Raw genomic sequence first — 25,955 nt, 5'->3', positions numbered from 1 at the left:
GCTATTCGGCTTCCAGCAACACCAGCCATGTCTGTACCACCCGGCGGTCAAGGTCCTCCCAGTCGGCCATGCCCAGCACCCGGGTGGTGTTCAAACCGCGCAAGTACCCGCGCAGTTGCTGGGCGATGGCGTAGACCACTTCCGGTTCTGCGGCGTTGTGCAGCAGCACGTCCTCATAATCGACCAGGTACTCGGCAACCCGGTCGCGAAATTCCGGCAGCACGGCTTCACGGATGCGGTCGAAGGTTTTCTGATGGGGGTTCATAGGCATTCCTTATCATTTTGTGTGGGGCGGCCTGCACGACACTATTGCTCCAGATAATAGTCACCATCAAGTATTGCGAGTTCTGTTTTTCTGGAAAAGGAGGACAATTGCCCTCATCGGAAATGATGTGCAAGGACCCTGCGATGAGGACTTTTACTGGATTGGCCCTGGTGGCGTTGCTGATGAGCGGGATTGGCGCAGCTGCGTCGGCGGTGGCCGGGGGCCTGCAAGCCAGCCATTTATCGCCCATCGCCGCCAGCCCGCTGAGTTTGCAACACTCGCAATCGGTCGGTGTGCTCTACAGCGACAACACCCTCGATAACCTGCAGTACCTGGCGCGCTACCACGACATGGCGGTCAATGGTGCCAAGGGCCAATTGGACGAGGAGATTCGCCAGGCCTTCGTCGACAGCTCCGACCCGGACCTGGCGATTGACTGGCTGATGACGTCCCTGCGGCACACCTTTGCCTCGGTCACCCGTTACGACACCCTTGATGAGCTTTTGCAGGCGCATCCGGATGTGGTGGTGCTGCTCGACACCTACAACCAGTTGCTGACCCAGCGCAATGACGTGGTGGAGGCGCGGTTTGTGGCCAAATTCTATGACATTGACCTGCAATACATCGCGAAAGCCGAGGGTTCGATGCAAATGCACTTGCCTTCTGTATGGGTACATGACAAAACGGCGCCCCAGATCGCTGCACAGATTGGGCAGCAGCGCGACGTTCAGTTGAATGCATTGAAACAGTTCGATGCCTCGCTCAAGGCGTTGGTCGCCGCCGGTTAGCCCACTTCTTCTATATTTCAGGATTTTTTATGCGCGTGTTGTTAGTGCCTGCGATGGCTTTTGCTTCTGTTTTGATGACGGGCTGTGCGTCCGCCCCCAACGCTCCAACCCTCACCCTGCAAACCGCCAAGGAACCCGAGGCCTATGTGCAGTGTGTGGTGCCCAAGTTCGAGAAATACGAGATGACCGCCACCGTGACGCAGAACTCGCGGCACGCCCGGATCGTGGTGAGCAGCAAGATCGCCGCAGACAACATTCTGGAGGTCTACAAGGCGCAGGACGGCGGCAAGGTGTTCCTGTACGAGCGCAAGCCGGTGGCGTCGCCGTTCAAGCCGTCGCGTTTCGAGCATGCGGCGCGGGATTGCCTGTAAACACATGACCCTGTAGGAGCTGGCTTGCCAGCGATCGCATCGCCTCGGTGTATCTGATGCACCGAGGTGTCTGCATCTGGCAAGCCAGCGCCTACACTCGAGTGATTCAGCTCGGCTTTGGCTCGCTGCTGAACGTATCGACCGCCTTCACCAGGCCTTTGGCCGCCAATGCCACCAACTCACCGCCTTTTTGCGGGGTAGCCAGCGCCGGGTCCGAACCCATGCGGCCATCCGGGAAGCGGGCGCGGAAGTCGCGGGCTTCGCGGATCGGGCCCGTGTTGGCGATTTGCGGCGAGTAGTCAGCCGACTTGATCGCGTGCGGGTAGGCCCATTGGGTCACCGCGATCTCCGACGGCGTGGCATGGCTGCCGTGGCCGACCGGAAATTGCTGGTGCGCCAGTTCGTTCACGCCTTCCAGATCCCACCAGTTGCACAGCTTCAGCGCATAACCCGACGGGCGTCCGGTGAAGCTCGCTTCAGCGTACAGCTCGGAGAACGCCGCTTCGATCGAAGCGATATTGCCGCCGTGGCCATTGAGGAACAGGATCTTTTCGAAACCGTGGCCCGCCAGCGAGCGCACCCAGTCACCAATCGCCGCGATAAAGGTCGAAGGGCGCAGGGAGATGGTGCCGGGAAAGCCCAGGTGGTGTTGCGCCATGCCGATATTGAAGGTCGGGCCGATCAGGATGTCGGCGTTTTTTTGCGCTTCATGGGCGATGATTTCCGGGCACATCCAGTCGGTGCCCAGCAGGCCGGTGGGGCCGTGTTGCTCGTTGGAACCGATGGGAATCACGATGCTGCGGCTGCGTTCCAGAAACTGACCAATCTCGATCCAGGTGGATTGATGTAAAAGCATCTAGGGGTCTCTCTCTCATCAAGCCCAGGAACACGGTGAAGTTCCTGGTGGCGTGAGCCGCATGGTGCACGGCAACGGCGAGACCATCAACCGCCTTTGACGGTGCCGGCACTCGCCATCTGGCGTGGTTTGCAGTTGAGGTAGGCCGAGGACTTCAGCCAGCGCTGGTCGGGGTACCAGGAAAACATGAACTGGCCGTCCTTGAGCTTATCCACCACCTGGCGCGCCACTTGCGGGCGCACGGCCGGGCAACCCTGGCTGCGGCCGATGCGGCCTTCGCGCTTGCTCCACAAGGGGCTGACGTACTCGGCGGCATGAATCACGATGGCGCGGTCCCGCGCACGGTCATTGAACCCCGGCTCCAGGCCGTCCATGCGCAATGAGTAGCCATGGGCGCCTTCGTAGCTCTCCTGAGTGCGGAACAAGCCAATGCTGGACTGGTAGCTGCCCTCGCGGTTGGAGAACTGCGTGGCAAAGTTTTCCCCGGATTTTTGCCCGTGGGCCACCAGGTCCCGCAGCACTAACGTCTTCTTGCGCAGGTCGAAGATCCATAGGCGACGGGCGGTCGATGGTTGGGAATAGTCGATGACGGCCAGTCGATCGGACTGTTCAAGGCCGTTTCCTACCGCGCACTGCATGGCCGTGAGGGCACTTTTAAGCACAGCGGGGTTGAGTTCTGGAGCCGCGTGGGCGAGGCTGCTATACAGAGTATGAGGTTTACCCGTGTCTGCGAGCGCAACGGTGCTCAGCGAGGCAAAGGTCGAGATGATCAGGCCGAGTCGGCAGCAAAAGGTCAGCATGTATAGAGCATCTCCGCCGTGGATGGGAGCTAAGCGATTGTTCAAAAAACACGCATGTTACTTGAGCATTTGCCTGCTCGTTGCACCGCTGGTCGCGACAGCCGAAGACCTGTTGGTGGTGTCGCCGGCCCCGGTGCAGCTGGCGCTCTCCCAATTGTCGACGGTTTGCCCCGGCCTGGCCGGGCAAGTCGACGCCCCTTCACTGGCGCGCTTGCAAGCTTTTTATCAGCAGCAGGGCGACGTGGTGCTCTGGTCGGAGGGCGAGCGTCGCACCGCGTTGCAAGCCCAACTGCTGATGCTGGCCGATGACGGCCTCGACCCCGCTCACTATAGACTGCCTCCGCTGGATGCCACCGGGAACGTGCTGTGCATCGACATCGGCAGCAGCCAGCAATACCTGCAAGCCCTGCAGGACCTGCATTTCGGCCGCCTGCAGCAGTCGCGCTTCGAACCCCTCTGGCACTCGCAACCACCGGCCCAGGACCCCGACACCCAGGTGCTGGCAATGGCCGAGGCCGGCCTGCAGAACATTCCCCAAGCCTTCGATCAGGCCCGCCCCAGCGCGCCGTTATACCTCAGCCTGCGCAGTGCCTACGCCGCACTGCGCCAGCAACCGTTGCCCCATTGGGATGCGGTCGCCAGCGGCCCGCTGTTGCGTCCGGGCATGGACGATGCGCGGGTGCCGCAACTGGCGCGGCGAATGGTCAATGGCGGCTACCTGAGCAGCACCTCGTCCGGTACGCAGTACCGGGGTGAACTGGTGAACGCGGTCAAGACCTTCCAACTGAGCCACTCCCTGCAAGCCGATGGCGTGATCGGGCCCGGTACCGTCACCGAGCTGAACATCAGCCCGGCGATTCGCCGCGAACAGTTGCGCATCAACCTTGAACGGTTTCGCTGGCTGTCCCGGGACTTTGAGCCCGAAGGCGTACTGGTCAACGTGGCAGCGGCGCAACTGAGCTTCTACCAGGGCGGCGTACCGGTGTGGCAAACCCGCCTGCAAGTCGGCCGCGCCGACCGCCAGACGCCGCTGCTGAAGTCGCGCATCACCCGGCTGACCCTGAACCCCACTTGGACCATCCCGCCCACCATCATGCGCGAGGACAAGCTGCCGGCGATCCGCCTGAACCCCGAATACCTGCGCCAACAGAACCTGCAAGTGCTCGACAGCCAGGGCAACCCGCTGGCGCCGGAACAGGTCGACTGGTCGCGCCCCGGCAACATCCTGCTGCGCCAAGGCGCCGGCCCGCGCAACCCGCTGGGTCGGATCGTGCTGCGCTTTCCCAACCCATATTCGGTGTACCTGCACGACACCCCGAGCCAGCCACTGTTCTCCAAGGGGCCACGGGCTTTCAGCTCCGGGTGTGTGCGGGTTGAACAGCCGCTGCAACTGCGGGACTTGCTGGTGAGCCCGGCAGAGAAGATCCGCACCGAAGAACTGCTGGCGACAGAAACCACCCACGAGTTCCGGCTCGCGACGCCGGTACCGGTGTTGTTGGGGTATTGGACGGTGCAGGTCGATGGCAAGGGCGCATTGCTGTACGCGCCGGATATCTACGGGCGGGACCCGGTGTTGATGAAGGCGATGGAAAGTGCGCTCTAAACCCTGAGCTGCGCGCTGATCATTGTCAGCGCCTCGCAGGGCGACACGTGCGCGGTGTCGACGGTAAACGGCGATGCTTGCCACGGCTCATATTCATGGGCCAATACGGATTGCCAGGTGGGCGGCGTGAGCCCGGGAATATCGCCGGTGCGTGTTTCCACCCGGCGTTGGTGTTCACGTGGGTCTGAGCAAACCACCTGGATATTCACCAGCGGCATACCCGCGCGCAGAGCGGTTTCGCGCCACGCCTGACGGCTTTCAGCCACCGGATTCACGCAATCAACCACCACCCTTTGGCCCAGCGCCAGATTACTCAACGCCAGCGCATTGGCCACCTGATAACCGCTGCTGCCCACGCCCTGTACCAGGACCCCTGCGTCCCGGATGGCCTGCTCGATGGTGTCGATGCGCAGGTAAACAGCACCGGTCTGGACAGCAAGGGCCTTGGCAATTGTGGTCTTCCCGGTGCCGGGCAGGCCGCTGAATACGATAAGCATTGTCGATCCTTCGAATGGGTGAGACGGCTCAGTCTAACGGACGGCTCACTTCAAATAACAGGCGCTGATCCAGTCCGAGGGTTTGGGCGCGAGCTGTTCAGCCACCGGCAAATACCGCGCGTCCAACTGCGCCGCCAGCCAGTACAGCGTATTGCTGCTTTTCGGGTTCCATTCGCCGCTGTAGCCCGGCTCGCCGACGCGGGCGCGGTCTTTGTCGAACTGCACGTGGGTGTGCACGAACTCTTCGTGGCTGCGCTGGCCCTTGGCATACGGGGCAAGCCAGTCCAGTGCTTCGCTCAGGGAGCCACCGTGGGCGGCGGTATAGTCCAGCCAGTTGCCGCCAATGCCGTAGGGCTTGGCCGCCAACGCCGCCTGCACCAGCGGCTCCAGGTCGTAGACCACGTAGTGCAGGGCATCACGGTCCTGGAAGTCGGTGACCGAGCCGTCGGGCAGCACGTTGTCGGTGATCTGTTGTTGGAACAGCCGAAAGGCCTCTTCCAGCATCTCGCGGTCGCCCAATGCGGCGGCGGCCACGGTGACCAGCTTCACGCGGTGGCTTTGCCAGTTATTGGTGTTGGTGGCTTTCTTTTCGCCATGGAATTGCTTGATGCGCTCGATGTAGCCGTTGCCCAGGCTGGTCAGCAGCGCGCGGGTGGCGTCGCGGGTCTGGGGGCGAAGGTCGCTGGCGGTGAGCGCGTAGGCACCCATCAGCATGTCGAGGTTGGTCTCGTCGATCGGGTTGAAATCCGGCTGATAGGTGCTGGCCCAGGCGCTGAGGTAGTCGTCGACTTGCTTGAGGTAGCGCGTATCACGGCTCAGGCGCCAGGCCAGGGCCGCCTGGCGCATCACCGGCCAGTCCTTCTCGGCGGCAATGCTTTGCTCGCGGATGCCCTGGTTAGGCAGCGTGCCCTCGGTGTGCAGATGGGACAGGGCGTCGGGCTGGTCGCCGAGGTGGCGCTGGGCGGCGGCGAGCAGCGATTTGGAGGTCGGGTTCGAGCTGGCGGGTTGGCAAGCGCTCAGCACTGAGGGCGCGGCCACCGCAGCGTGGGTGAACGAGGCGAGCAGCGCGGCCAGAACCACGGTTGTCAGGGGGCGTTGTAGCATGCTTTCTCTCTGGGATTGAGTGGCCATGGCGCAATCGCGCGACGTTAACATGAGCTTGCCGGGTATTTGATGAAATACCCATTACGTCCGTATGCTTGGGCGCAGAGACAGCTCTGGAACAGGACGCCCATGACCTTGCAGTTCGTAAAGATGCACGCCCACGGTGATGACTTCATCGTGATCGACCGGCGCGGCCAGCATGACCCGATAACGTCTGACGTCGCCCGCCGCCTGGGGGATCGCCATCGCGGCATCGGCTTCAATCAACTGGCCGTGGTGCTCGATTGCACCGACGCCGCCGCCCGCATCTTGTTCTGGAACCCCAATGGCACGCCGCTCGACACCTGCGGCAGCGCCACCCGTGGGGTGGCAGACATGCTGATGCGCGAAGCCGGCACCACTTCCGTGCTGCTGCGTACCAACCGGGGCCTGCTGACCTGCGTGCGCGAATCGGGCCAGCGGGTGTCGGTGGACATGGGGCCGCCGTCATTGGGCTGGGAAGCCATTCCGCTGGCGCAAGCAATGAACACCGAACACTTGCCGCTGGAGGGCGACCCGGCGGCGTGCAGCATGGGCAACCCGCACTGCACGTTCTTTGTCGACGATCTGGCGGCCATCGACATTGCAGCCATCGGGCCGGTGCTCGAAACCCATCCGCTGTTTCCCGAAAAAACCAATGTGCACTTCGTGCAGGTGCTGGACCGTAGCCATATCCGCCTGCGCATCTGGGAACGTGGCGGCGGCATTCCGCAGGGCTCGGGCTCTTGCTGTTGTGGCGCAGTGGTCAACGGGATTCGTCGCGGGTTGCTGGATCACACCGTCGACGTGCAATGCGACGGCGGTACGTTGACGGTGCACTGGGCCGGGCACGGCGGGGTGGTATTGACGGGAGCCGTGCAAACCATTCTCCACGGCATTGTCGAGGATGCGGTTATGGGGTGCGCAATGGAAAGTGCACGCTGAAGGTTGTGCCCCGGCCCAGGCTTGAACTCACCGAAACATCACCCCCATGGGCCTGGGCGATTTCCCGCACGATGAACAGCCCCAGGCCTACGCTGCGCACCTCACTGTCCTGGTCGGCGCCACGGGTCATGGGCTCGAACAGTACGGCAATCAACGCTTCAGGAATGACCGCGCCCTGGTTATGCACCGACAACCTGCTTTCTTGCTCGTCCTGGTGCGAGGTGACCGTTATCGGGTGTTGCAGGTCGCCGTAGGCCACGCTGTTCGCCACCAGGTTGCCGATGATTTGCTGGACGCGGTCGGCATCCAGGAAGGCATTGGCGCTGCCGGTGGCCTGATGGTTCAGGGTTGCCTGGGGGAAGGCCACCCGCAACTCATCGAGGCTGTCCCGGGTGACCGTGTGCAGGTCGATGACCACCGGGCTAATGCCGATGCCCTGGCCGACTCTGGCCAGGGTGAAGTCCAGCAGGTCGGCGATCATCCGCTGTGCCCGGTCGCTGGACAGGCCGATATGCCCCAGCAGTTGGCGCTCCTTGGGGCTGCGTTCGCCGCGGGCGAGGATTTCCGAGGCCATTTTGATCGCGGTGAGTGGGTTTTTCAGGTCATGGCTGACGATCGCCACCATCTGCTCGGCAAACAATGCCCGGCGCTGGGCAATTTCATAGGCGTTGTTCAGTTCGGCCTGAGCCTGCTGCAGCGCCATTTCGGCGGCGGTCTTTTCCAGCAGCAAGGCTTCAGCCAGCTTGCGGGCGTTGAGCAGTTCACGCTCATACTTGTCACGGTCGGTGGTACCGAACAGGGCCAACTCGTTGTAGACCGTGCCCGCCTGTTCATGCCGCACGCCGTTGAGCAGCACCGTGACGGTGTGCCGGTCGCGGTGCAGCAGGTCGAGTTTTACTTCGGCGATGGAACCTTGCATTTTCATCAGCGGGGCGAGGTGGGTCTGATGGAAGATTCGCCCGCCCATCGTCAGCAAGTCCTGAAACCGCCGACCCTTCAATTCGCCGGCACCGAAGCCGGTCCAGTCGCTGAAGCACTGGTTGGCCTGCTCGATCGTGCCGTCTTCCCGGGTGACCACCAGTGCGCAGGGCGCGCCGTCGAACAGGCGCTGGGCGTCCGTCAGTGACAGGTCATCGGCTGGCATCGGCGCCCACCCATGGCAACAGGAAACTGTCCATGGCCGCCGAACAGGCGCCGGGTGCACTCATGTGCGGGCAGTGGCCCACGTTGTCCACCAGGCAGTAGGTGCTGGCAGGCATTGCGGCGTGCAGGTACTCGCCCACACAGACCGGTGCGATCAAGTCGTCGGTGGACTGCAAAATCAGTGTGGGGGTCATCAGGCCGACGATGTCCTGGCGGTTGTCCGACAGGAAGGTCACTCGGGCGAAGCGCTTGGCGATTTCAGGCTCGGTGCGGCAGAAGCTGTTGGTCAGTTCTTCACCGAGGGCCGGTTGCCCGGGGGCGCCCATGATCACCGGCGCCATGGTGCTGGACCAGCCGAGGTAATTGCTGTCGAGGGTATCGAGCAACGAATGGATGTCGTCGAGGGTGAACCCGCCCGTATAGGCACCCGAGTCGATATAGCAGGGCGACGGGCCGATCATCACATGAGCGGCGACTTTCCCGGGGGACTGACGGTCGGCCAGTGCACCGATCATGGCGCTGACGGAGTGCCCCACCAGAATGACCGGGCCAATGGCGTATTCATCAATGATTTCGCCCAGGTCGCGGGCGTAGCCGGCCAGCGAGCTGTATTTTTCCGCGTCGTACGCGCCCAGGTCGGACTGCCCCGCACCCACCAGGTCGTACAGCACGACCCGGAAGCGCCCGGTGAAGTGATGAAACAGATAACTCCACATGGTTTGATCACAGCCGAAGCCATGGGAGAACACCAGCGTCGATGGACCGTCGCCAAGTACCCTGACGTTGTTGCGTTGCTGAAGCTCCATGGGTTTCTCGTGTTGATGCGGGCGGTGACGTGAGTCTAGATAGTCGATGGCGTCGGGTCACCTGTTTATCGCGTCGATAGGGTAAAGTCGGCCTATTCAGGATGAAACTTCAGGTAACAAAACATGATGGTGTTCCTACGGCAGTGTGTGCTGGGCTTGCTGGTGATTTTTTCCGGCACGCAGGTGTTGGCCGATACCGCGCCCCCTGGGCTGGTCACGGTCCCCCTGGATCAGCGGGTGATCGACCTGACCAACACCCTCGACGCCGCCAGCCAATCCCGCATGACCGGGCAACTCGCCGGCCTTGAGCAACGCAAGGGCGCCCAGGTGGCGGTGATGCTGTTGCCGAGCACCGGCGAGGCAAGCATCGAGGACTTCGCCAACCAACTGTTCCGCGCCTGGAAACTGGGGCGCAAGGACGTCAACGACGGCATCCTGCTGCTGGTGGCGAAGGACGATCGCAAGGTGCGCATCGAAGTCGGTTACGGCCTGGAAGGCGTCGTCACCGACCTGCTGGCCCACCGCATCATCGAAGAGCACATCACCCCGGCCTTTCGCCAGGGCGATTATGCGGGTGGCGTCCAGCAAGCCGTGGATGACCTGACGCTGTTGGTGGACGGCGGCAACTTGCCCGACGTGGCCAAGGCCGGTTTTCCTCCTGAAGCATATGCGGTGCTTCTGGCGTTTATGTTTGGCGGGGTGGTCGGCGTGCTGATGGGCGCTGAAAAACTCCCTTGGCGCCGGGCGCTGATGGCGGTGGTGATTGTCACCGTGGCGCTGGTCGCGGTGGCGGGCGGCAAAGACTGGCCGGTGTACCTGCTGTTGCTGCCCTTGTGCATGTTGATCGGCGGCGCCACGTTCGGCGCGTTGTGGCAGGCGCGGGCGGCGTTTTATGCGGTGCTGGCGCTGCTGGGCTATATCGCCGGTGTGCTGCTGACCGACCACTTTGTGCGCGACCTGTCCCTGATCCACTGGCTGGCCTATCCCATGGGCGGGCTGGTGATTCTGGGCCTGTACTTCGGCCTGTTCCTGGTGATGAAGGGCATGTGGCAAGAGAGCCAGGTTGGCTTTATCGCGCGGCTGGTGGCAGTGCTGGTGGTGTATGGGGTGGCCGGCACCTTGATCGACAAGGGCGCCACCGGATGGCTGCTGGCGTTCCCCTTTGCGTCGTTCGCCGCGCTGTTCATCTTTGCCCATGGCATTAGCGACGGGTCGGGTTCGGGCTCGGGCTCGGGCGGGAGTTCGAGTTCCTCCAGTTCAAGCTCCAGCTCCAGCAGCAGTTCATCGGGTGGTGGCGGTTCCAGCGGTGGGGGTGGGGCGTCGGGGAGTTGGTGAAACTCCCCCCGGAACCTAGGCGGGTTTGTAGGCAATCCACCCCTTGAAGCTGAAACCCGCATAGAACAGCTCGACACCTTCAAAACCTGCCGCCCGCAGCAGTGCCTCATCGTCCTCGGGCGACAGCACTGGCAAATGGCTGCTGATCGCGGTAATCGCCCGCTGGGCATCCTCGGCCGGTACGCCGGAATCCACCGCATAGGCCGCATACCGCTTCAGCCAGCGGGCTTTTTCCTCTGGCGAGGCCTGCGGGAAGCTGTGATGTGCTGCAATCAGCGGTGCCCCCGGCACCAAGCGCCGCCACAGTGCTTTCAAGGTTTGCAGGCGCTCTTCGGCCGGGATGAAATGCAGGGTCAGCAGGCAGGTAGCAGCATCAAACGGACCTTCGGGTGCGGTATGAATATAACCCTCATGCAACTGCACCCGCGTCATCAACGGGCCCAACGTGGCTTCGGCCAGTTTCAGCATCTCGGCAGACGGGTCCACGCCCACAAACTGCCACTGGGGCTGGCTGTCGGCAAACGCCTTCAACTCCAGCCCGCCACCCGCACCCAGCACCAAGACATGGCCGGTGGCCGGGACGCTTTCGCGCAGCAGCAGGGTGGTCATGCGTTGCAGCGACTCGAAACCCGGCACCAGCCTCACCGGGCCTTCGGCGTAGCGGGCAACAGCGTCGGGGTCTGAAAACCAGGTCATGGTGGCTCCTGTTGGCGGGGGAAGCAATAACCCTACTGGGGCGAATTCCGGCTGGCAATTGCAGAGATGTGCAGTTGTGTTAAAACGTTGCCCTTGCTGATGATGAGAGTACCTGCCGAATGCTCCCCGACATGCTTATCCGCGCTGCGCGGCCTGAAGACGCGTTATGCCTTGGCGTGCTGGGCATGCAGGTGTTTCTCGACACCTACGCCACCGAAGGCATTCGCGATTCAATCGCCGCCGAGGCGCTGCAAGCGTTTTCGCCCCAGGCGATCGCCGCGCTGATTGCCCAGCCGGGCACGGCGATTATCGTCGCTGAGTCCAACGCGCATCTGGTGGGGTTTGCCCAGGTGGCGCTGGATACGGGCCATGCGCTGATCTCGACTCCGAACGCCGCCGAGTTGCAGCGGCTGTACATCCAGGAACGGTTTACCGGCCTGGGCCTGGGTTACCGCTTGCTGCAAGCGGCGGAACAGCGTGCCGGGGAGGGCGGTGCGTCGTTGTTATGGGCGACGGTGTGGATTGGCAACGAGCGGGCCCTGGGGTTTTATCCGCGCCGTGGTTATGAACTGCTGGGGGCGCCGACTTACACGTTCCAGAATGAAAGCCATGAAAATCGGCTGTTTGGCAAAAGGCTTGGGGTTTAGCCGTCAGAGGGTTTTGCTCAGGAACACCCGGCTGCTGCCTTCCGGATCGCAGGGGAATTCACCAAAACGCACCCAGCCCTTCTTTTCGTAAAACGCCGGGGCCTGGAAACTGAGGGTGTACAGCACCGCCGAACGGCAACCACGGTGACGGGCTTCGTCTTCGAATGCCTTTAACAGGGTTGTGCCCAGGCCTGAACCACGCAACGTATCGGGCAGGTGAAACAGGTCGAGGAACGCCATCCCAAGCGTAGTTTTGCCGGTGATACCGCCGAGGATTTCACCGGTATCCGGATCTTTGATCAGCACCGTCAGCGGGCGCCGATCATTGGAGCCGGTGATGTGTTCGTTGAAGGCGGCGAGGCTGCTGCCAAGGCGTTGCTCGGCTTCGGCGTTTGGTTGGTCACCTACTTCAATCAAAGGCTGTTTCATCAGGTTAATTACCCTATCAAAGCCGCTCGCGCACCATCCGCATCAGCCGTTCACCCACCTGATCCACGCCTTTGTTTTGCGCAACCACCTGGGCACCTTCCATCAACAGCGTCAGCTCTTCAGCCAGTGCTTCGGGTTTGATCGCGTTGAGCTGCGTGCAAAGCCGTTTCACGCGCTCAAACTGGCGTTTTTTATGCGCCTGGATCAGCGCCCGCGCCGGGTGGTCGGCCTCGGGAATTTCGGCCAGGGTGTTGGTAAACGGGCAGCCGCGATAGCCCGCGCGGTCCAGGTCTTCGACGATAAAACCCGCAAACCCCAACAGTTGTTCCCTGGGGGACTCGGGATAGTGCTGCGCCAGGTCATCCAGCACATCGCTGTAGCTTTCCGTCAGCCGTTCCAGCCATTCCAGCACCAGTGCATCTTTATTCTCGAAATGCCGGTACACGGTCATCTTGGTCGAGGCGGCCCGTGCAGCGATGGCATCCACGCTTACACGGGTGATGCCCTGTTCCACAAACAGCGTTTGCGCCGCATCGACAATCCGCTCGCGCGGGGGCAATTGAGGTGTCCGTTGCGCACGCATGCACATTCTCCACTTGACAGTGATACCCATGAGTATCGCATGATACTTATCGGTATCGTTCGATACCGAAGAGTATCCATCATACCCGTTTGGAGAGTTTCATGTACCTGTCTGAATACGCCGATCTGGACGCTACCGGCCTGGCACACCTGATCCATACCCATGCCGTCAGTGTTGACGAGGTGCGCGCGGTGGCCCTGCAAGCCATCGCAGCCATCAACCCGCAGATCAACGCGCTGGTGGAAACCTGGGGCGACGAGCCGGTTGCGGCACAAGGCCCATTCCATGGGGTGCCATTGCTGCTGAAAGACCTTGGCGTCAGCGCCGCAGGTCGTCGTAATGAACTGGGCAGTGCGCTCGCACAGGGCTGCACCGCCGATGCCGACTCCGAACTGATGACCCGCTTGCGCCACGCTGGCCTCATGCCGCTGGGCCGCACCACCACACCGGAGTTCGCCGCCAGCACCACCACCGAAAGCCGCCTGTCAGGCCCCACCCGCAACCCATGGGACGTACAGCGCAGTGCCGGTGGCTCCAGCGGTGGTTCGGCAGCGGCGGTGGCGGCGGGCATGGTGCCGGTGGCTCATGCGACCGATGGTGGGGGCTCAATTCGCGTGCCTGCATCGATGTGCGGCCTGTTCGGGCTAAAGCCCAGCCGTGGCCGCGTGCCGATGGGGCCAGAGGTTGACGAGGTCTGGAGTGGCCTGGCCGTGCACGGGGTATTGACCCGTTCGGTACGCGACAGCGCTGCCATGCTTGACGCGATCCATGGCGGGGCGCCTGGAGATCCATTCCATATAGCTGCGCCGCAAAGCAGCTTTTCGGCCCTTGCCCAACGGGAGCCTGGTTCGTTGCGCATTGCCCTCCAGAGCCTGCCCCTGAACGGGCAAACGTTGCACCCTTCAGTGGAACAAGCGCTATTCAATACGGCTAAACAACTGGAAGCTCTGGGTCATCAGGTTGAAGAAATCCAGCCGGATATTGGTCTGAGCTGGGAGGCCTTTGTCGAACTCAATGCACGCTTCTGGTCGTCGAACACGGCGGCCTGGATTGATGCAATCGCCGGCGCGACAGGGCGCTCAATCAGCGCTGAACACCTGGAGCCGGCGACACTGGCGTTGTATCGCCTGGGCAAGTCACTGCAAGCGACGGACCTGTTGGGTGCGCTATGGGAACGCAACGTCGTCGCACGCCATATGGGCCGCCTGTTCCAACGGTATGACGTACTGTTGTCACCCACATTGCCCGGGCTGGCGCCGATGATCGGCGACTACAACCAGGGCCAGGCGCAGTTGGACGGGCGAGGGTGGATGAACCGAGTGTTTGCGCATTCACCGTTTACCGCGCTGGCCAACGTCATTGGCGCGCCCGCGATGTCGGTGCCGTTGGGGCATGACTCACAGAGCGGGCTGCCGATCGGCCTGCAATTCATGGGCGCGTTTGGTCAGGAGGCAATGCTGCTGGGCCTGGCGACGCAACTGGAACGGGCAACGCCTTGGGCGGCACGGCACCCGAATGTGTGGACTGGGGGAAACCTGTAACCCAAGGCAAATGCTTTCCCTGTGGTGAGGGAGTGTGATGGCTAGATATCCATCACCATCTCATGCCACGCCATCCCGCCATGGTCAGAGGCCGACGGCTGCACATAGCGATAGCCCATGCGCTGATACAACGCCACATGCTGGTCCTTGCACATCAGGTGAATGGTCTTCTTGCCCATCGCCTGCATGCGCTGCAAGAATTCCGTCATCAAGCGCGTCGAGTAGCCCTTGCCTTGCCGGGCGGGGTCCACCACCACCGACATGATCACCACATTTGGCGCGTCGGCTGAATGCCCCACCAACTCCTTGAAGGCCTCATCCGACATCACCACTTCGTCGGCGCAACCACAGTTGATGAAACCGACCACAACACCATCCGCCTCCAGGATCAGAAAGCCTTGCGGGTACAGCGCAATGCGCGTGGCGATCTTTTCCAGGGTGGCGGCTTCGTCGCCTTCGTAGGCCGAGATTTCGATCTCGTAGCAACGGTTGGCGTCTGCGGGGGTGGCGTTACGGAAGGTGAGGGTGGGCATTGGGTTTCCTGAGGGAAAATGGAACGACAGCCCCCATGATAAAGAAAGAACGCCCCGACAGCACCGCCGAACACAAACCCCACAAACCCCCCCGATCCCCTGTGGGAGCCGTCGAGCCTTAGCGAGGCCGCGATGGCGGCGGTCCTGACACTATCAATATTCGCCATGCCCCATAACTAGAAAACCCGCAAATGCGGGTTTTCTCAACGCTGGAAATAAATCAGCTGGCTACAGGTGTATGCATCCCACGCCGCTCAATCACCCCAAACACATCCGCCACATCCTGGACCAGGATTCGTGCGGTTTCGGCGACGGTATTGATGTCTTGTTCACCGTAATCAGACACGTTGGAACAGGCCATCAGGTGCAGGTATTTGAGGGCTGCGTTGAGGCGCTCACTGATGCAGGCATGGAGATCGCAGAGAGCCGCGTCGCTGTCGATGAGCAGGACGGGGGATTCGGTGGCGGTTTGGGACATGGGGGTGAAACGGTGGGGCGGGTTAGTCGTAGTCATAAGGTTCGATTCTATTTTAGGTAAAAGAACTGCCACCTTGCCGCTGCGAAACAGATTGGGTGGCAACTGTGCGCGGGTTCGCAGACCAGGAAGAATCACCCCCGGCAGACCCGAAGGTCTCCCACGCACAGCCGCCATAAAGCTAGACGCAGGCGGGAGCCGCCTGGGGGTCTGATGACTGTGCAGGTTGATTCTATTTTGGTAGGGCTGCGAAACCCTGTCGCTGACCTAAGCCAGCGGCGCGACGAACTATAATTGCTAGCATTAAATGGTGCAACTGGTCAAAGCTTAGGTCAAGTCGAGCCTTTCTTTTGACGAGAGCCTTTGAATATTCCGAAACTGATGAAGATATACACCTGTTAGTAAGGTTTAGAAGAAGATCGACTTTCGATCAAATTGATCGTATAGGTCGGCAAGCATTTTTCCATGTATTATGTTTTTGTATTCTTCTCTATCAAATTGAAGTTGTCGTTTCTGAATCTCTTCTGGTGGGGCATCAAAGTTTACCGCTTTGCCTGGTAGCTGAGGGCCTACTGAAAAAAAGCTTGAAAGCCCAGAAGAATTCTCAATAGAAGTCTTGGCGCCTATAAAATTAATTCCGTAATGTACAAGGTTTTGGTAGCGAGCGTTGAGCTTGAAAGTCGTTGCTGAGTTTTTAGTTTTTTGGCATGTGGCCAGTCTCAATTCAATTGTGAGCTCATGCTTTAAGTTTTCAAAGTTGCTCACAATGTCCAGAATTGTAGAGCCGGGTTTAGTGCAGTGAAAATTAATGGACTCTGGATCAATAAGAGGGTTTAGGTGTGGTGTTTTGCAAAAGTTTATAACCCCCTTAAGGTTAGAGTTGCAAGTAGCACAGCTTGGTATTAGGTTGTTTAGAGCCAAGGCTAGAAACGGGTATTCATCTTTTAAGTAGTAGTGGTCGATGGTTGGACGAATGCCCTTTTCTTCTATGACAGTAAATATGTGGGTATAGTGACAATAAGGACATACCTTAAAAGGAAATGCTTCGCAGAGCTTGTATGCATCCCACTTGATTTTTTTTCGTTTGATGAAGTTATCATATTTAAATACTGCTTTTAGTTGTGTTTTGAATGTGGTGAATTCGGCATTTGTCATTTGCATGCGAATTTTGTTAAATTTATTGATGGCATGAATTAAATTTTGTGGTTTGGTTGAAATGAGGTGAGGTTCAATCCAGCGTAGAAACTTTTTTGTCTTGACCATTACTGGGTCTTTACTTGGTGAAGCTAATGCTGCTTGTATTTCATTTATAAGAAAGTTGTTGTGTTGAGCGCGTGCGCCCGCCCAGCTGTTTGAGATATTAATTAGCATTTTCTTTGGCCTCTTTTAAGAGGTATAAGATTTCTCTTTTTATGACTGGATCGTCAATCATTTCAATGATGTAAAGATCTTTGTTTTCCAGTTTTCCGCTTTTTATGCGATGTAGAGTCCTATTTATTTCACGCGTTGCAAACTCACCGATTGAACGTGAATTAAATGATTTGTTTAGAATGAGCTGCAGCGGTGCGGCAAAGGAGGGCTGAGGGTCTGGGCTATCTAGAGTACAAACGAAATCCCGTGGTATATCGGTCGCTAAAAGGGGAGAGTGCGTTGCAAGAATAAGCTGCAGATTTTTAATATCTAGATCTTTTTTGCATCGATATAAAAAGTCGTTAATCTGCATGATATAGCGACGTTGCCATTCAAGATGAAGGAATGCATCACCCTCATCAATTAGTAGTAATATATTCGGGTTTTTTTTCTTTTTTGCTAAATCAAATAGCGATTCGTAAATTGCTATGGTTTGCTTCATGATTGCCCATTGACCAGAGCTAATCGCCGGAAAGTCAATCTTGCACAAAGTAAATATGGGGGAGTTTTCTATTTCATTCCTTTTGCCTTTAGTGGTTAAGTAGTAGGAGTAAGAAACTCTACTGCCTAGTGTGGGGGCTTTTTTGAAATTGTGTAGACGAATTTCAACGTCGTCAGCTAAACGAACGTGCGAGGCTAGGTCGGTGCGGCGTAACTTTAGAGGTGGGAATAAGTCAATCTTCAGGTATGTTCGGATGAATTCAATTAGATGTGTGATTCCAAGTTTTTCTTTTTCAATGATGTGTGTGGCCGTTGCTAGGCATGAAAAAGTCCTGGCTTCAGAGGTTGAATGTATGATCGTATCTAGGATTAGTTCGGAAAGTGATGACAGTAAATTCGTATAGGATTGAGAGAGTTTTTCAAATTCTTCTTGGGGGATTTCGAAGTCCGAAGTCGATTCAAGCTTTGTTTTTAGTTGGCTTGCTTTGGTAAAGTCAAATTTTTCTTGTATTGTTTTGGAGCGAAAATTTTTGTTTTTAATGAGTGACTCTGCTAATAGGTCACCTATTTTTTTTGTGTTCGGATTTTATAGTTGCGACAAGTTCTAGTTTTAAATCAAATGCGCCGAGAACGTCGCTGTAACGATCTAGGTGGAATAGGTTTTCTATTTTTCTTTTTGAGGCGTCCAAAAAACTGATTGAATTATTTCGTATTGGGCGGTTTTGGGCAGGGGTGTAGTAAATTACTCCCCATTTATTAGTGTCATCTTTGTTGTATGATTTTCGGTAATCGAACGATAGTTCGCAGGAGTTGCTCAGTAGGTCTTTGTCTTTGGCATTGAAGGCCTTAATGATGCTCTGAAGGGCTAATGTTTTTCCTGAGCCATTTTTGCCTATTAATAATGAAATAGAGTCAATATCAAAAAGATTTGGTGAACTATTGCGTAATGTGATTTTTTTATCCGATATCCGTATGCTTGTCAGTCTCAATTCTAATGTCCTTGCTGAATCAGGTTATATAATTTTTATGTGAGGCTTCTAGAAATCCTAGGTTGAACTTTCTGTTGATGGTACTGCTTCCAACAACGTCTTGAATGCGGCAGTATGCCATCATATGGCGTCGCTATGAAAACCCCTCTTCAGTTTTTCTAGTGGACGTCGCTATTGTGCTGGGAGCGAGGGATGAACGAGCGGTTTTGGTAGCGTCGTACTGATTTGCACCAGCGGCGAATTTAATAACTCTTAAATCAAAAAAACGGAGCTAGGAGCAGATGCGAATCTCTTTGTCTGCGCCTGCCTTGCTTGGCTAGGTACAAAAAAAGGCCCAGCTGAGTGCTGGGCTTTATGTGTAATAAGAGGAGCTCGGTGCTCAAACCCCACCCACCAACTTCCCCCCCTCCAACCGACGCTTATACGCACTGTCCCGACTCGCCAACCAGAAATACAACGGTGACGTCACCACCAACCCCACGAGCCAGGACAAATCCGCCCCGTTGATGTGTGCCGAAATCGGCCCGACATACAGCGGCGTATTCATAAACGGAATCTGCACCACAATCCCCACCGCATACGCCACCAGCGCCTGGGGGTTGTACCGGCCGTAAATCCCGCCATCCACCCGAAAGATCGAACCGATGTCGTACTTGCCCTTATGGATCGCATAGAAGTCGATCAGGTTGATCGCCGTCCACGGCACCAGCACCACCAGCAGCACCAGCACCATGTCCACGAAGTGCCCGATGAAGTCTTTCGAGGCAAACACCGCTGCAATCGAGCACGCCGCCAATACCAGCACCGAGATCACGGCACGCGCCTTGGCGGTGGGGATCCAGCGGTAGGCGAAGGTTTGTACCAGGGTGATCAGCGACAGCACCGCGCCGTACAGGTTGAGTGCGTTGTGGCTGATCACGCTGAGCAGGAACAGCAACAGCATCAGCGGGCCAATGGAGCCGGTCGCGAGTTTGACCGCGTCCATGGTGTCCATGCCCACGGGCGTTGCCAGTACCGCCACGGCACCAAAGATGAACGACAGGCTGGAACCCAGCACGGTGCCCAGGTAAGTAGTCCAGAACGTCGACGCCACCGGCACGTCCGCCGGCAGGTAGCGGGAATAGTCCGAGACGTACGGCGCAAACGCGATTTGCCACAGCGCCGCCAGCGACACGGTGGCCAGCCAGCCGGAGATGTTGAAGTTACCGCGCGTCAGGAAGTCGGCCGTTTGCACGTGGGTGAAGATGTAGCCGAAACCCAGCACGATGCCCGCGCCCAGCACCCAGGTGCCAATGCGGTTGAGCACGTGGATGAAGCGGTAGCCGATGATGCCGATGATGCCCGAGCCAATGGCGCCGATGACGATGCCCACCGGCACCGGGATCACGTCCACCACGCCGTGCAGGGATTTGCCCGCCAGCACGATGTTGGAGGCGAAGAAGCCGATGTACATCACGCCGGCGATCACCACCACCAGCAGCGCACCGAGGGAGCCGAACTGGGCGCGGCTCTGGATCATTTGCGGGATGCCCATTTGCGGGCCCTGGGCTGAGTGCAGCGCCATCAGCACGCCGCCGACGAGGTGGCCGACGAGGATCGCGATGATGCCCCACACCAGGTTCAGGCCGAACAGTTGCACCGCCAGGGCGCCAGTGACGATGGGCAGCGGCGCGATGTTGCCGCCGAACCACAGGGTGAACAGGTCTCTTACCTTTCCGTGGCGATCTTCCGGGGGCACGTATCCAATCGTGTGTTTTTCGATAAGCGGGGCGGAGGATGTTGCAGTGGTAACCATGACGAGCTCCAAGGCAAGGTGAGTACGTTGACGTACTTCGCTGGGCGGCGCGTGTGCGTCGCTTTTGTTGTTGGAGTGATCATGTGCAATGGCCACGGGGAGGTAAATTAGTAAGTTTGTTGCTATAGACCTTAAAAAAAGTATCTCGCGTGATTTTTTGCTCCGGTATGTTGCATGTACTTGAATCAGTGTGAAAAAGCCGATTTTCACGCACTTGTTTGGGGCGAAATCCCACGTTTATGGAGGTCCCGATGGCTGCCTATAACCTGCGTCAGCTCAGATATTTTGTAACCACCGCCGAGTGCGGCAGCGTGGCAGAGGCCTCGCGCAAGCTCTATATCGCGCAACCGTCGGTGTCGACGGCCATCAAGCAACTGGAAGACAGCTTTGGCGTGCAGCTGTTTATCCGGCATCACGCGCAAGGGGTGTCGCTGACCCCCAGTGGTGCACGGTTTTATCGCAAGGCCCTGGAGCTGCTGCGGGTGGCCCATGAATTTGAGCAGAACGCCCTCGCCGACAACGACGTGGTGGCCGGGCAGATCGACATCGGCTGCTTTGAAACCGTGGCGCCGCTGTATTTGCCGCGTTTGATTGCCGGCTTCAAGGCGCTGTGGCCAGGGGTGGAAATCCGTATTCGCGACGGCGAGCAGCAGGAGCTGGTACAGGCGCTGACCGCGGGCAGTATCGATGTGGCGATGCTGTTCGAGCATGACTTGGGTGGCACCATCGAGACCACGCCGTTGATGCCGCCGCAGCAGCCGTATGCGTTGTTGCCGGCGGATCACCGCTTTGCGCAGCAGGCCAAGGTGTCGTTGGCGGACCTGGTGCTGGAGCCGATGATTTTGCTGGACGTGCTGCCGAGCCGGACGTACTTCGTGAGCATCTTTGAAGAGCGCGGGTTGACGCCGAATATTGTATTCAGCTCGCCGTCGATTGAGATGGTGCGCGGCATGGTGGGCAGGGGGTTCGGGTTTTCGATTCTGGTGACCAAGCCGTTTACCGAATACACCTATGACGGGCAGAAGGTGGTGTGTGTGCCGTTGGCGGAGACGGTGACGGGGTCGGGGCTGTCGGCGGTGTGGTTGCGGCGGGCACCGTTGACCAAGCCGGTGCAGTTGTTTGTGGACTACTGCCGCGAAGAGCTGGCGCGGTTACTGGGTTAGACACAAAACCAAAAATGTGGGAGCCGGGCTTGCCCGCGATGGCGGTGGATCAGTTTGCAAATCTGCTGGCTGATACACCGCCATCGCGGGCAAGCCCGGCTCCCACAGTTGATTTGAGTTGTTTGGGGAATCAGGTACGGATCGAGAGCAACATCCGCTGCAGCATATCGTCGCAACCCTTCAGTTGTTCAACGCTCACAAACTCATCCGGCTTATGCCCCTGGTCCATGCTCCCAGGCCCGCACACCACGGTCGGAATGCCCGCCGCATCAAACAGCCCACCCTCAGTCCCAAACGCCACGGTGCCAAATGCCCGCGAGCCGGAAAACGCCGCAATCAGCTCCGCCGCCTGGCTGCGCTGATCGGTGGCCAGCCCCGGATACGCCGACAACTCACTGAAGCGAATCGAACTCTGCCGGCTCACCGCCTGCATCCGCGGTAACACCTGCTGCATCGCATAGGCTTGCAGCTCCTCAGCCACTTCGCCCGGGTCCATCGAGGGCAGGGCGCGCACTTCAAAGTCGAAGCGGCAATCAGCCGGCACGATATTCAACGCCTTGCCGCCGGAAATCACCCCGGTTTGCACGGTGCTGAACGGCGGGTCGAAGCGCTCGTCCTGATGGGCCTTGAGGCGCTGGCCAATCCGGCCCAGCTCACCAATCAGCTCGGCCGCATACTCGATCGCATTCACCCCGGAAGGCGCATAGGCCGAGTGGCAGGCCTCGCCATGCACATCACAGCGCATCGCCAGCTTGCCCTTGTGACCGAGCACCGGTTTCAGCTCGGTGGGCTCGCCGATAATGCACAGCAGCGGTTTCACCGGCCATTGCTCCAGCACCTTGAGCAACGAACGCACCCCGAGGCAGCCGACTTCCTCATCGTAAGACAGGGCGATATGCACCGGCATGCGCAAGTTGGCCTCGACCAGTGCCGGCACCAGCGCCAGCACACAGGCGATGTACCCCTTCATGTCCGCTGTGCCCCGGCCAAACAGCTTGCCGTCGCGCTCGGTCAACTCAAACGGCGGCAACGTCCACGGCTGGCCATCCACCGGCACCACATCGGTGTGCCCCGACAGCACAATCCCGGGCACATTCGCCGGGCCGAGGGTGGCGAACAGATTGGCCTTGCTGCGTTCTTCGTTGTAGACCAACTCGCTGGCGACATCGAAGCCCGCCAGGTAGTCGCGCACAAACTCGATCAACATCAGGTTGGATTCGCGGCTGGTGGTATCGAACCCCACCAGCGTCTGCAGCAGTTCGCGGCTGGTGCTCATCGGTCGTCTCCGGCCACGCCGTAGCCCGGGGAACGGTCGGGGGCGAGGGCGCGGTCGATGTAGTCCTGCACTTGCGGGCGATACGCGTCCCAGAGCTTTTGCAGCTCGGCGATCGGCTGCTCATCGGCCCAGTCTACCCGCAGGTTGATGATCGGCCAGGTCAGCTCGCCCACCACCACCAACGCTGCCGAGTGCACCGGCCCGGCTTCACCGCCGGCGTCGATGGCCGCGTGCATCGCGGCCAGCAGTCGGTCTGCCAATTGGCCTTCGCCTTGCTCGAAAGCCTTGACCATCGCCTCGATCACCGCGCGGTCGGCGAGCATATTGCCGGCGGCCACGCACTGTTCGCCCGACACCGCGTTATGGGTGCCGAGGGTTTCGCTGCCGCTGAAATGCACGGTGCGGCCCAGGTGATCAATCGCCGTCAGTTGCCGGTATTGGCTGTAGCCGTTGCGGGTCAGGGCTTTATCGACAGCGTCGGCGGGGGCAAGGCCTTGCTCCAGCAAATCGAGCACGTCCGGGCCCAGGGCCGGCAGGGTGATGTTCTGGGTCGAGACCGCACCCACGCCGGGCCGCAGCCATGGGCAACGGGCGCCCACGGCAATGCTCGATGAACTGATGGCAATGCCCATCTGGCCGGTGTCCGCGCAACGGGCGACGATTGAAAAGGTCATGTGCAGCTCCTTATTCGGGAATAACGGCGATCACATCGATTTCCATCAGCCATTGTGGCTGGCCCAAAGCCGACACCACCAGCCCGGTGGAGATCGGGAACACACCCTTGAGCCACTTGCCGACTTCCTGGTACACCGGCTCGCGGTAGCGCGGGTCGATCAGGTAGGTGGTGGTCTTGACGATGTGGCTCAGGTCGCTGCCGGCTTCTTCCAGCAATTGCTTGACGTTGCGCATGGCCTGCTCGGCCTGGGCGCGTGGGTCGCCGAGGCCTACCAGGTTGCCGTCGAAATCGGTGCCCACCTGGCCGCGCACATACACTGTATTACCGGCGCGTACGGCCTGGCACAGGTCGTTGTCCAGGCTCTGGTTAGGGTAGGTTTCCTTGGTGTTGAACATGCGGATACGAGTGTGAGTAGGCATCAAAAAAACTCCAGAAATAAGTGATCAGGCGCTGACAGGTGAGGTGTGAACAACCGGCGCGGGTTCGCGGTACTCAAGGTATTGGCGCTGGATGGCGATATGGTCGGCCACGTACTTGGCGTCATGCCAAACGCCCCAGATAAACGACGAGCCCCGGCGCGACTGCCATGGCAAACCGAGGAAGTAGATGCCCGACTCGCTGGCCACGCCGCGCTGGTGCTGCGGCTTGCCGGAGGCGTCAAACGCATCGACTTTCAGCCAGCTGTAGTCCACGGCAAAACCGGTGGCCCAGATGATTGAAGTGATACCGGCCTTGGCCAGGTCCAGTTCAAGGATCGGGTGCTTGATGCACTCGGCATCGGGAAACACGCGGCGCGCTTCAGGCTCTACCGGCAGGTCCAGTCCGTTGCGTTCGATATAGGCATCCGCCGCATCCAGCAGGGCCAGGTAGTTCTCATCGCCGCGCGCCAGGTTGTCCACCAGGTTGGGCTGGAAGCTCGCAACGCTGCCGTTGAAGGATTGGGTCAGGCCAACCAGGGTCATGCCTTGCTGGGCCAGCTCGCGGAAGTCGATGGTCTTGCCGCCGTGGGCGCCGCTTACCGCAATGGTGACGTGCTCACGACCGGGTTTCATCGCCGCCTGGTCCCACTCGCCCAGCACCCCCAGCCACCAGCAGAAATCGCGGTTGCGATAGGCACGCGGTGGGCGGTCGTGGGCGCCGACCGAGAGGTACACCTGGCGGCCGGAGCGTTGCAGTTCATCGGCAATCTGTACCCCGGAGGAGCCCGCACCCACCACCAGCACGGCGCCGGCCGGCAGTTGGGCGGGGTTGCGGTAGTCAGCGGAGTGGATCTGGTGCAGCGCAGTGTCTTTAGGCGCAATCGCCGGAATCACCGGCTTCTGGAACGGCCCGGTCGCCGCCACCACACGGTTGGCTTCGATCACGCCTTCGCTGGTGTGGATGGTAAAGCCTGGGCGGCCGACATTGCGCACCACGGACGTCACGTCCACGCCGGTGCGAATCGGCGCATTGAACTTGCGTGCATAGGCTTCGAAGTAATCCGCCACCCGCTCTTTTGGCGCAAAGCCATCGGGGGCGACGTTATCGAAGGCCAGGCCCGGAAAACGGTCGTGCCAGGCGGGGCCGTTGGCAACCAGCGAATCCCAGCGGCCGGTGCGCCAGCGCTCGGCGATACGGCTGCGCTCCAGCACCAGGTGCGGCACGCCTTGCTTGCTCAGGTGCTCGCTCATGGCGACGCCAGCCTGACCGGCTCCCACCACCAGCGTGTCTGTTTTTGTTATTGCTTGAGTCATGTGTCTGTCCTTGCGTAATGCAGTTGGATTCAGCTTGGGCATGGCTTCAAGGCTAGGGGGAGGGCGGTTTTTAATAAAATATTATTAAGCTGGGAAGTGAGCATAAATATCGAATGCAGGCTCACCCTATCGGGTGATTTCGAGGAGGGGAGGAGTGTGTGACCATCCTTGCAGTTCTTTCAGTGAGTCTTTGAAGTGGAAAACGACCGGCTTTCTTCTGCGCAATGGTTCGAACAGATGGCGCGGGTGACCGATAGCATCGGGCAACCGGGGTTCGCCGCGACCTTGTTCGAGGCCCTCGGTTATCTCCAGCCGATCCAGGCCACCACGCTGTATTTCTACCCGCGTGGCGGCATGCCCAGCGCGCTGTTCGAGCTGGAAGGACCGTGGCTGCCACAAGGCAACGTGCGCCAGTACCTGTCGGGGTTTTATTTGCTCGACCCGTTTTACGGGGCCTGCGTGGAAGGCGTCAGCTCCGGGTGTTACGACCTGGCCGACGTCGCCCCCGATCACTTCGAACTCAGTGAATATTTCCAGTCGTTTTACCGGCACTCCCATCTGGAGGATGAGCTGAACTACATCCTGCAGTCGAGCAACGGGTCGAGCCTGGCGGTGTCACTGGCCTTTACGCAAAAGCTCGACGCCGCGGTCACCCGGCAATTCAAACGCATAGCCCCGTGGGTGCTGGCGGTGCTGGGCAAGCATTTCGTTGGCCTGGATGCCCACGGTGCGCGCTTCGAAAACCTGCTGGAGCAGCGCATTCACTCGGCGCTGAACAACTTTGGCTCGTCGATCTTGACCGAGCGGGAATGCCGGATCGCCCAACTGATCCTGCGTGGGCATTCCACTCGCTCGTTGGCCGAGCGCCTCGACGTCTCGGAAGACACCATCAAGTCCCACCGCAAACACATCTACACCAAGCTCGATATCGGCGCGCAATCGGAACTGTTTGCCTTGTTTATCGACTCGTTGGCCGAAGCCCAGGGCGTCCTGAGCAAAGACCCTCTGGAAAGCTATATGAGCAAGAACCGCTGAGC

Annotated in this window: 29 protein-coding genes; 9 read left to right on the top strand and 20 right to left on the bottom strand. The window is 59.4% G+C overall.

From position 1 onward, the window contains the following. Position 1: 1 nt before the first annotated feature. Positions 2-265 (bottom strand): hypothetical protein, encoded by a 264-nt coding sequence (locus HKK54_RS29895; RefSeq protein ID WP_010171830.1) that lies wholly within the window; start codon positions 263-265, stop codon positions 2-4. 143 nt (positions 266-408) lie between these two features. Between HKK54_RS29895 and HKK54_RS29890 the strand changes: the two genes are divergently transcribed. Together HKK54_RS29890 and HKK54_RS29885 are read left to right on the top strand one after the other, a co-directional pair. Then, the gene (locus HKK54_RS29890; RefSeq protein WP_169388822.1) at positions 409-1,053 is read left to right on the top strand and encodes an ATPase; all 645 of its coding nucleotides are present in this window, start codon (positions 409-411) and stop codon (positions 1,051-1,053) included. Positions 1,054-1,082: 29 nt separating this feature from the next. Next, entirely contained in the window at positions 1,083-1,424 is a 342-nt protein-coding gene (locus HKK54_RS29885; protein ID WP_169388821.1) for a hypothetical protein, read from the top strand. A gap of 106 nt (positions 1,425-1,530) precedes the next feature. Here the strand turns inward: HKK54_RS29885 and HKK54_RS29880 are convergent, their stop codons facing one another. Together HKK54_RS29880 and HKK54_RS29875 are read right to left on the bottom strand one after the other, a co-directional pair. Further along, positions 1,531-2,280: a creatininase family protein gene (locus HKK54_RS29880; RefSeq protein ID WP_010171826.1), complete on the bottom strand. Its 750-nt coding sequence runs from the start codon at positions 2,278-2,280 to the stop codon at positions 1,531-1,533. Positions 2,281-2,366: 86 nt separating this feature from the next. Continuing rightward, complete coding sequence (locus tag HKK54_RS29875; RefSeq protein WP_010171825.1) at positions 2,367-3,080, bottom strand: murein L,D-transpeptidase catalytic domain family protein; 714 nt, start codon at positions 3,078-3,080, stop codon at positions 2,367-2,369. Positions 3,081-3,117: 37 nt separating this feature from the next. Between HKK54_RS29875 and HKK54_RS29870 the strand changes: the two genes are divergently transcribed. Beyond that, the gene (locus tag HKK54_RS29870; protein WP_169388820.1) at positions 3,118-4,683 is read left to right on the top strand and encodes a L,D-transpeptidase family protein; all 1,566 of its coding nucleotides are present in this window, start codon (positions 3,118-3,120) and stop codon (positions 4,681-4,683) included. Here HKK54_RS29870 and HKK54_RS29865 read toward each other — a convergent pair. Both HKK54_RS29865 and HKK54_RS29860 read right to left on the bottom strand, forming a co-directional pair. Beyond that, positions 4,680-5,180: an AAA family ATPase gene (locus HKK54_RS29865; protein WP_169388819.1), complete on the bottom strand. Its 501-nt coding sequence runs from the start codon at positions 5,178-5,180 to the stop codon at positions 4,680-4,682. The two genes, HKK54_RS29870 and HKK54_RS29865, sit on opposite strands and share 4 nt — an antisense overlap. A 45-nt stretch (positions 5,181-5,225) precedes the next feature. Then, positions 5,226-6,284, bottom strand: coding sequence for an alginate lyase family protein (locus HKK54_RS29860; protein WP_169388818.1), 1,059 nt, complete (start codon positions 6,282-6,284; stop codon positions 5,226-5,228). Between the two features lie 129 nt (positions 6,285-6,413). Here HKK54_RS29860 and dapF point away from each other — a divergent pair, with 129 nt between their 5' ends. Beyond that, a complete protein-coding gene (gene dapF, locus HKK54_RS29855; protein WP_169388817.1) occupies positions 6,414-7,247 on the top strand; it encodes a diaminopimelate epimerase in 834 nt (277 codons plus the stop codon). Here dapF and HKK54_RS29850 read toward each other — a convergent pair. Further along, on the bottom strand, positions 7,216-8,391 hold the full coding sequence (locus tag HKK54_RS29850; protein ID WP_169388816.1) for a PAS domain-containing sensor histidine kinase: 1,176 nt from the start codon (positions 8,389-8,391) through the stop codon (positions 7,216-7,218). The genes dapF and HKK54_RS29850 overlap by 32 nt on opposite strands. Then, positions 8,378-9,196, bottom strand: coding sequence for an alpha/beta fold hydrolase (locus HKK54_RS29845; RefSeq protein WP_169388815.1), 819 nt, complete (start codon positions 9,194-9,196; stop codon positions 8,378-8,380). Before HKK54_RS29845 ends, HKK54_RS29850 begins: the two co-directional genes overlap by 14 nt. A 123-nt stretch (positions 9,197-9,319) precedes the next feature. On the opposite strand from HKK54_RS29845, the gene HKK54_RS29840 reads away from it, so the two are divergent. Further along, positions 9,320-10,531, top strand: a complete 1,212-nt coding sequence (locus tag HKK54_RS29840) for a TPM domain-containing protein (RefSeq protein ID WP_169388814.1) — start codon at positions 9,320-9,322, stop codon at positions 10,529-10,531. Between the two features lie 15 nt (positions 10,532-10,546). On the opposite strand, the gene HKK54_RS29835 is transcribed toward HKK54_RS29840, so the two are convergent. Further along, on the bottom strand, positions 10,547-11,227 hold the full coding sequence (locus HKK54_RS29835; protein WP_169388813.1) for a class I SAM-dependent methyltransferase: 681 nt from the start codon (positions 11,225-11,227) through the stop codon (positions 10,547-10,549). A gap of 131 nt (positions 11,228-11,358) precedes the next feature. On the opposite strand from HKK54_RS29835, the gene HKK54_RS29830 reads away from it, so the two are divergent. Then, positions 11,359-11,874: a GNAT family N-acetyltransferase gene (locus HKK54_RS29830; RefSeq protein WP_169388812.1), complete on the top strand. Its 516-nt coding sequence runs from the start codon at positions 11,359-11,361 to the stop codon at positions 11,872-11,874. Between the two features lie 3 nt (positions 11,875-11,877). Here the strand turns inward: HKK54_RS29830 and HKK54_RS29825 are convergent, their stop codons facing one another. Continuing rightward, positions 11,878-12,303: a GNAT family N-acetyltransferase gene (locus HKK54_RS29825; protein ID WP_169388811.1), complete on the bottom strand. Its 426-nt coding sequence runs from the start codon at positions 12,301-12,303 to the stop codon at positions 11,878-11,880. Between the two features lie 16 nt (positions 12,304-12,319). Beyond that, positions 12,320-12,886, bottom strand: a complete 567-nt coding sequence (locus tag HKK54_RS29820) for a TetR/AcrR family transcriptional regulator (protein ID WP_169388810.1) — start codon at positions 12,884-12,886, stop codon at positions 12,320-12,322. 101 nt (positions 12,887-12,987) lie between these two features. Here HKK54_RS29820 and HKK54_RS29815 point away from each other — a divergent pair, with 101 nt between their 5' ends. Beyond that, on the top strand, positions 12,988-14,427 hold the full coding sequence (locus tag HKK54_RS29815) for an amidase (RefSeq protein WP_169388809.1): 1,440 nt from the start codon (positions 12,988-12,990) through the stop codon (positions 14,425-14,427). 41 nt (positions 14,428-14,468) lie between these two features. On the opposite strand, the gene HKK54_RS29810 is transcribed toward HKK54_RS29815, so the two are convergent. The 6 genes from HKK54_RS29810 to HKK54_RS29785 all read right to left on the bottom strand — a co-directional run bounded on the left by HKK54_RS29810 (position 14,469) and on the right by HKK54_RS29785 (position 20,070). After that, positions 14,469-14,960 (bottom strand): GNAT family N-acetyltransferase, encoded by a 492-nt coding sequence (locus HKK54_RS29810; RefSeq protein WP_169388808.1) that lies wholly within the window; start codon positions 14,958-14,960, stop codon positions 14,469-14,471. Between the two features lie 220 nt (positions 14,961-15,180). After that, positions 15,181-15,474, bottom strand: coding sequence for a fructose-bisphosphate aldolase (locus tag HKK54_RS29805; protein ID WP_169388807.1), 294 nt, complete (start codon positions 15,472-15,474; stop codon positions 15,181-15,183). A gap of 369 nt (positions 15,475-15,843) precedes the next feature. Beyond that, positions 15,844-16,806, bottom strand: a complete 963-nt coding sequence (locus HKK54_RS29800) for a hypothetical protein (protein WP_169388806.1) — start codon at positions 16,804-16,806, stop codon at positions 15,844-15,846. Next, positions 16,796-17,287, bottom strand: a complete 492-nt coding sequence (locus HKK54_RS29795) for an AAA family ATPase (protein WP_169388805.1) — start codon at positions 17,285-17,287, stop codon at positions 16,796-16,798. The genes HKK54_RS29800 and HKK54_RS29795 overlap by 11 nt, the downstream gene beginning before the upstream one ends. A 559-nt stretch (positions 17,288-17,846) precedes the next feature. Continuing rightward, on the bottom strand, positions 17,847-18,275 hold the full coding sequence (locus HKK54_RS29790; protein ID WP_169388804.1) for an ATP-binding protein: 429 nt from the start codon (positions 18,273-18,275) through the stop codon (positions 17,847-17,849). Between the two features lie 379 nt (positions 18,276-18,654). Beyond that, on the bottom strand, positions 18,655-20,070 hold the full coding sequence (locus HKK54_RS29785) for a purine-cytosine permease family protein (protein WP_008435358.1): 1,416 nt from the start codon (positions 20,068-20,070) through the stop codon (positions 18,655-18,657). A gap of 251 nt (positions 20,071-20,321) precedes the next feature. On the opposite strand from HKK54_RS29785, the gene HKK54_RS29780 reads away from it, so the two are divergent. Then, complete coding sequence (locus HKK54_RS29780; protein ID WP_010171799.1) at positions 20,322-21,233, top strand: LysR substrate-binding domain-containing protein; 912 nt, start codon at positions 20,322-20,324, stop codon at positions 21,231-21,233. A 130-nt stretch (positions 21,234-21,363) separates the two neighbouring features. Here the strand turns inward: HKK54_RS29780 and argE are convergent, their stop codons facing one another. The 4 genes from argE to HKK54_RS29760 are packed head-to-tail and all read right to left on the bottom strand — an operon-like array spanning position 21,364 to position 24,960. Beyond that, positions 21,364-22,509: an acetylornithine deacetylase gene (gene argE / locus HKK54_RS29775; RefSeq protein ID WP_169388803.1), complete on the bottom strand. Its 1,146-nt coding sequence runs from the start codon at positions 22,507-22,509 to the stop codon at positions 21,364-21,366. Then, the gene (locus HKK54_RS29770) at positions 22,506-23,183 is read right to left on the bottom strand and encodes a DUF1028 domain-containing protein (RefSeq protein WP_010171795.1); all 678 of its coding nucleotides are present in this window, start codon (positions 23,181-23,183) and stop codon (positions 22,506-22,508) included. Before HKK54_RS29770 ends, argE begins: the two co-directional genes overlap by 4 nt. 10 nt (positions 23,184-23,193) lie before the next feature. Beyond that, positions 23,194-23,604 (bottom strand): RidA family protein, encoded by a 411-nt coding sequence (locus HKK54_RS29765; protein ID WP_010171793.1) that lies wholly within the window; start codon positions 23,602-23,604, stop codon positions 23,194-23,196. Positions 23,605-23,628: 24 nt separating this feature from the next. Next, complete coding sequence (locus tag HKK54_RS29760) at positions 23,629-24,960, bottom strand: flavin-containing monooxygenase (RefSeq protein ID WP_442962318.1); 1,332 nt, start codon at positions 24,958-24,960, stop codon at positions 23,629-23,631. Between the two features lie 153 nt (positions 24,961-25,113). On the opposite strand from HKK54_RS29760, the gene HKK54_RS29755 reads away from it, so the two are divergent. Next, a complete protein-coding gene (locus tag HKK54_RS29755) occupies positions 25,114-25,953 on the top strand; it encodes a helix-turn-helix transcriptional regulator (protein ID WP_169388801.1) in 840 nt (279 codons plus the stop codon). Positions 25,954-25,955 lie beyond the last annotated feature (2 nt).

The organism is Pseudomonas sp. ADAK13, assembly GCF_012935715.1.
In the GTDB taxonomy this organism is placed as follows: domain Bacteria; phylum Pseudomonadota; class Gammaproteobacteria; order Pseudomonadales; family Pseudomonadaceae; genus Aquipseudomonas.
Note: the sequence above shows the minus strand (reverse complement) of the source record. Positions and strands in the feature narration are given on the sequence as shown.

What these genes read in the sequence shown, in the direction of transcription:
- HKK54_RS29895 (WP_010171830.1), bottom strand. Translation starts at nt 265, where the DNA reads ATGAACCCCCATCAGAAAACCTTCGACCGCATCCGTGAAGCCGTGCTG.
- HKK54_RS29890 (WP_169388822.1), top strand. Translation starts at nt 409, where the DNA reads ATGAGGACTTTTACTGGATTGGCCCTGGTGGCGTTGCTGATGAGCGGG.
- HKK54_RS29885 (WP_169388821.1), top strand. Translation starts at nt 1,083, where the DNA reads ATGCGCGTGTTGTTAGTGCCTGCGATGGCTTTTGCTTCTGTTTTGATG.
- HKK54_RS29880 (WP_010171826.1), bottom strand. Translation starts at nt 2,280, where the DNA reads ATGCTTTTACATCAATCCACCTGGATCGAGATTGGTCAGTTTCTGGAA.
- HKK54_RS29875 (WP_010171825.1), bottom strand. Translation starts at nt 3,080, where the DNA reads ATGCTGACCTTTTGCTGCCGACTCGGCCTGATCATCTCGACCTTTGCC.
- HKK54_RS29865 (WP_169388819.1), bottom strand. Translation starts at nt 5,180, where the DNA reads ATGCTTATCGTATTCAGCGGCCTGCCCGGCACCGGGAAGACCACAATT.
- HKK54_RS29860 (WP_169388818.1), bottom strand. Translation starts at nt 6,284, where the DNA reads ATGCTACAACGCCCCCTGACAACCGTGGTTCTGGCCGCGCTGCTCGCC.
- dapF (WP_169388817.1), top strand. Translation starts at nt 6,414, where the DNA reads ATGACCTTGCAGTTCGTAAAGATGCACGCCCACGGTGATGACTTCATC.
- HKK54_RS29850 (WP_169388816.1), bottom strand. Translation starts at nt 8,391, where the DNA reads ATGCCAGCCGATGACCTGTCACTGACGGACGCCCAGCGCCTGTTCGAC.
- HKK54_RS29845 (WP_169388815.1), bottom strand. Translation starts at nt 9,196, where the DNA reads ATGGAGCTTCAGCAACGCAACAACGTCAGGGTACTTGGCGACGGTCCA.
- HKK54_RS29840 (WP_169388814.1), top strand. Translation starts at nt 9,320, where the DNA reads ATGATGGTGTTCCTACGGCAGTGTGTGCTGGGCTTGCTGGTGATTTTT.
- HKK54_RS29835 (WP_169388813.1), bottom strand. Translation starts at nt 11,227, where the DNA reads ATGACCTGGTTTTCAGACCCCGACGCTGTTGCCCGCTACGCCGAAGGC.
- HKK54_RS29830 (WP_169388812.1), top strand. Translation starts at nt 11,359, where the DNA reads ATGCTTATCCGCGCTGCGCGGCCTGAAGACGCGTTATGCCTTGGCGTG.
- HKK54_RS29825 (WP_169388811.1), bottom strand. Translation starts at nt 12,303, where the DNA reads ATGAAACAGCCTTTGATTGAAGTAGGTGACCAACCAAACGCCGAAGCC.
- HKK54_RS29820 (WP_169388810.1), bottom strand. Translation starts at nt 12,886, where the DNA reads ATGCGTGCGCAACGGACACCTCAATTGCCCCCGCGCGAGCGGATTGTC.
- HKK54_RS29815 (WP_169388809.1), top strand. Translation starts at nt 12,988, where the DNA reads ATGTACCTGTCTGAATACGCCGATCTGGACGCTACCGGCCTGGCACAC.
- HKK54_RS29810 (WP_169388808.1), bottom strand. Translation starts at nt 14,960, where the DNA reads ATGCCCACCCTCACCTTCCGTAACGCCACCCCCGCAGACGCCAACCGT.
- HKK54_RS29805 (WP_169388807.1), bottom strand. Translation starts at nt 15,474, where the DNA reads ATGACTACGACTAACCCGCCCCACCGTTTCACCCCCATGTCCCAAACC.
- HKK54_RS29800 (WP_169388806.1), bottom strand. Translation starts at nt 16,806, where the DNA reads ATGCTAATTAATATCTCAAACAGCTGGGCGGGCGCACGCGCTCAACAC.
- HKK54_RS29795 (WP_169388805.1), bottom strand. Translation starts at nt 17,287, where the DNA reads ATGAAGCAAACCATAGCAATTTACGAATCGCTATTTGATTTAGCAAAA.
- HKK54_RS29785 (WP_008435358.1), bottom strand. Translation starts at nt 20,070, where the DNA reads ATGGTTACCACTGCAACATCCTCCGCCCCGCTTATCGAAAAACACACG.
- HKK54_RS29780 (WP_010171799.1), top strand. Translation starts at nt 20,322, where the DNA reads ATGGCTGCCTATAACCTGCGTCAGCTCAGATATTTTGTAACCACCGCC.
- argE (WP_169388803.1), bottom strand. Translation starts at nt 22,509, where the DNA reads ATGAGCACCAGCCGCGAACTGCTGCAGACGCTGGTGGGGTTCGATACC.
- HKK54_RS29770 (WP_010171795.1), bottom strand. Translation starts at nt 23,183, where the DNA reads ATGACCTTTTCAATCGTCGCCCGTTGCGCGGACACCGGCCAGATGGGC.
- HKK54_RS29765 (WP_010171793.1), bottom strand. Translation starts at nt 23,604, where the DNA reads ATGCCTACTCACACTCGTATCCGCATGTTCAACACCAAGGAAACCTAC.
- HKK54_RS29760 (WP_442962318.1), bottom strand. Translation starts at nt 24,960, where the DNA reads ATGCCCAAGCTGAATCCAACTGCATTACGCAAGGACAGACACATGACT.